General features: G+C 71.0%; 3 protein-coding genes and 1 pseudogene. 3 read left to right on the forward strand and 1 reads right to left on the reverse strand.

What is annotated here, in order from left to right; translation table 11 throughout:
• Positions 1–236 (forward strand): annotated as a pseudogene (locus JWQ91_RS10915) (pyridine nucleotide-disulfide oxidoreductase); the annotation flags it as partial.
• A gap of 3 nt (positions 237–239) precedes the next feature.
• On the opposite strand, the gene JWQ91_RS10920 reads toward JWQ91_RS10915, so the two are convergent.
• A complete protein-coding gene (locus JWQ91_RS10920; protein WP_297783610.1) occupies positions 240–905 on the reverse strand; it encodes a TetR/AcrR family transcriptional regulator in 666 nt (221 codons plus the stop codon).
• 134 nt (positions 906–1,039) lie between these two features.
• Between JWQ91_RS10920 and JWQ91_RS10925 the strand changes: the two genes are divergently transcribed.
• The gene (locus JWQ91_RS10925) at positions 1,040–2,542 is read left to right on the forward strand and encodes an MFS transporter (protein ID WP_297783612.1); all 1,503 of its coding nucleotides are present in this window, start codon (positions 1,040–1,042) and stop codon (positions 2,540–2,542) included.
• 14 nt (positions 2,543–2,556) lie between these two features.
• Entirely contained in the window at positions 2,557–3,390 is an 834-nt protein-coding gene (locus JWQ91_RS10930; protein WP_297783616.1) for a phosphatase PAP2 family protein, read from the forward strand.
• Positions 3,391–3,516: the final 126 nt, after the last annotated feature.

The raw sequence follows: 3,516 nt of genomic DNA on the forward strand, positions 1-3,516 counted from the left end.
CCGACGCCGCCGAGACGATCCGCCTCCTGCTGTCGGACGTCGACGCCCTGCCCGCGCCGGCCAACCCGGCCCGCGAGGACGTCGACGCCTACCTCACCAGTCGCGGCATCGAGTTCACGACGTGGGAGGGCTGGGAGCAGCTCGACGCCCACGAGATCGCGCTCGGCGAGGCCGCGGGACGCACCCGCGTCAAGGTCGTCCCCCGCGAGGACATGGTGCGCATCAGCCGAGGCTGACCCTCAGATCTCGCGGCCGTGCAGGTTGCACATCAGCGCGTGCATCGCCTCGTCCGCCGGCGCCAGCAGCGGCAGGGGTGACAGGTCCGGCCGGGCGCGCAGCCCGTCGAGGATCAGCGCGAGGTAGCGCCTCCAGAGGTCCGGCTGGTCGGGCGTCGACAGCGAGCTCATCAGCATCAGCTGGACGCCGAGGTCGGTGGCCTCGACGTCGGCGCGCATGCTGCCGGCCGCCTGGGCACGCGCGACGAGGTCCTCGATGATCGGGCCGAGGCGCTCGCGGCCGACCGACATGTGGTCTCCGTCCTGCAGGGTCGAGGCCATGACCTCCTTGAGGCCGCGGTCGACGACCTGCCGCTCGAGCGCCTTCTCGAGGAACCAGGTCAGCCCCGCCCACGCGTCCTCGTTGCGCTGGGACTCCTCGGCGATCGCGACGATCTCGTCGATCCGCGTCTCGAACAGCGCCTGCACGAGCTCGGACCGTTCGGGGAAGCGCCGGTAGACCGTGCCGACGCCGATCCCGGCACGCCGGGCGATCTCGTCGTAGCCGGCGTCCAGGCCGTGCTCGGCGAAGACCTCCGCCGCGGTCTCCAGGATCAGCGCCCGGTTGCGTGCGGCATCGGCACGCAGCGGCCTGGCGGCCTCGTCCGTGCAGCCGATCTCGGGGGTCATGAGGCCCATGGTACCGGAACGGAGGCAACTTTCCGGTTAGTGGTGATCATCACAGGATCAAGTGGAGACATCATTCCGGTTCCGGCGTAGAGTGAAACGGAACTGACTTTCCACTTCCAAGACCTGGAGATCCCATGGCAGAGACACTGACCGTCGACCGGGTGCCCGACCCGGCCGCGGAGCATCGAGAAGACCCGCACGGCGCGTCCCGCTGGCTGATCCTCGCGGTCATCGCGCTGGCCCAGCTGATCGTCGTCCTGGACGCCACGATCGTCAACATCGCGCTGCCCACCGCGCAGGAGGCCCTCGGCTTCTCGAACGACAACCGGCAGTGGATCGTGACGGGGTACGCCCTCGCGTTCGGCTCGCTCCTGCTGCTCGGCGGCCGGCTCAGCGACCTCGTCGGCCGCAAGCCGATGTTCGTCACGGGCCTCATCGGCTTCGCCGTGGCGTCCGCCGTGGGTGGCGCCGCGCAGAACTTCGAGATGCTGGTCGGCGCCCGCGTGGCGCAGGGCGTCTTCGGCGCCCTGCTGGCGCCCGCGGCCCTGTCGCTGCTGACCGTCACGTTCACGGATGCGTCGGAGCGCGCCAAGGCGTTCGCGATCTTCGGTGCCATCTCCGGTGGCGGCGGCGCGATCGGCCTGATCCTCGGCGGCGCGCTGACCGAGTACCTCTCCTGGCGCTGGTGCCTCTACGTCAACGCCCCGCTGGCGATCATCGCCGTGATCGGCGCGGTCCTGCTGCTCAAGAAGCAGGCCGAGCCCGAGGACGCCCGGGGCATCGACGTGCCCGGCACGGTCGTCGTCGTCGCCGGTCTGGTGTCGTTCGTCTACGGCCTGGCCAGCGCCGAGACCGACGGCTGGTCCAGCGCCACGACGCTGATCTGCATCGCGGCCGGCCTCGTCCTGCTGGCGGTCTTCGCGGTCATCGAGAGCCGGGTCAAGGACCCGCTGCTGCCGCTGCACATCGTCTGGGACCGCAACCGCGGCGGCTCGTTCCTCGTCGTCGCAATCGTCGGGATCGGCCTGTTCGCGGTCTTCCTGTTCCTGACCTACTACGTGTCGCTGACCCTCGGCTACTCGCCGCTCAAGACCGGCTTCTCGTTCGTCCCGATGATCCTCGGCATCATGGTCACGGCGACCGGCTCGGCCGGTCTCGTGGCGCGCATCGGGCCCAAGATCCCCGTGTTCGTCGGCATGCTGCTGGCCGCAGTCGGCATGGTGCTGTTCGCCCAGCTCGACCTCAGCAGCACGTACGCCGCCAACATCCTGCCCGGCCTGATCGTCACGGGCCTCGGCGTGGGACTGTCCATGGCGCCGGCGTTCAGCGCCGCCACCTCGGGTGTCGACGCTGAGCACGCCGGTGTCGCCTCGGCCTCGGTCAACACGTTCAACCAGATCGGCGGCTCGATCGGCACCGCGGTGCTCAGCGCGTTCGCCGCGACGGCGACATCGGACTACCTGGTCGGCAAGGCGCCCTCGGCGGCCAACCAGGCCCTCGCCGCGATGCACGGCTACACGACCGTGTTCTGGTGGGGCGCGGGCATCTTCGCGGTCGGCGCGGTCCTGTGCGGCGCGCTGCTGCGGAGCGGTCCGGTGTCGGTCGACCCCGACGCCGCCCCGGTCCTCGGGCACTAGGCGAGGACGCTCTCGTGTCCACGATCACCGGGCACCGGCACAGCCCGGCCCGCGCGACGGCTCCCTCGTCGCGCAGGTCGGGCGCGCTCGCCGCGCTCCCCCGGCTCGCCCGTCGCCTCGTCACGGCCACCGGCACCCGGGAGATCGGCCTGCTCGCCGGACTCTGGATCTTCTACACCTTCAGCCGCCTCGTCGCCGATGACAACCTCGCCGTCGCGCGGTCGCGGGCGGCCGACATCCTGCACCTCGAAGCGCTCCTGCACCTCGACGTCGAGGCCTCGATCAACCGTGCGGTCGCACCCGTCATGGACATCGCGGTGCCGATGTCGTTCTGGTACGCGACGCTCCACTACGTCGTGACGCCGGCGGTGCTGGCCTTCCTCTTCTTTCGTCACCGGGCCGAGTACCCGAGAGCCCGCAACGCCATCGTGATCGGGTCGGCCATCGGCCTGGTCTGCTACATCCTCTTCCCGACCGCGCCCCCACGGCTCATGCCGGGGTCGCACTACCTCGACGCGCTCGCCATGACCTCCGGCCAGGGATGGTGGGGTGGCGACGCCTCGGCACCCGCGGCGCTGGGGCACATCACGAACGAGCTCGCGGCCATGCCGTCGCTCCACGTGGGCTGGACGGTCTGGGTGGCCTGGGCGCTCTGGCGGCACGCCAACGTCGTCGGCCGCGCGATCGTCACCCTCTACGTCGCCGGGACGACGTTCGTCGTCCTGGCCACCGGCAACCACTGGGTGCTCGACGCCCTGGCCGGTGCGGTCGTCATCGCCCTCGGCATCCTCGTCTCGGGCCGGATCGCGTCCCGCGACCCGGCCGACCTCACGACGACCAACCCATGACGAGCGCCCTGCTGGGCTTTGTCTTCGCCTTCGCCGAGTCGGGCCTCGGCCTGGGCGCCGTCATCCCCGGCGAGGTCGCGATCTCCAGCCTGGCCGCGAGCCTGCACGGGCCCGTCGCCGTCATCG

This window comes from Aeromicrobium sp., assembly GCF_025965075.1.
GTDB lineage: Bacteria > Actinomycetota > Actinomycetes > Propionibacteriales > Nocardioidaceae > Aeromicrobium.

Bases quoted from the DNA above. Each gene is read 5' to 3' on its own strand.
- JWQ91_RS10920 (WP_297783610.1), bottom strand. From the start codon at position 905: ATGACCCCCGAGATCGGCTGCACGGACGAGGCCGCCAGGCCGCTGCGT.
- JWQ91_RS10925 (WP_297783612.1), top strand. From the start codon at position 1,040: ATGGCAGAGACACTGACCGTCGACCGGGTGCCCGACCCGGCCGCGGAG.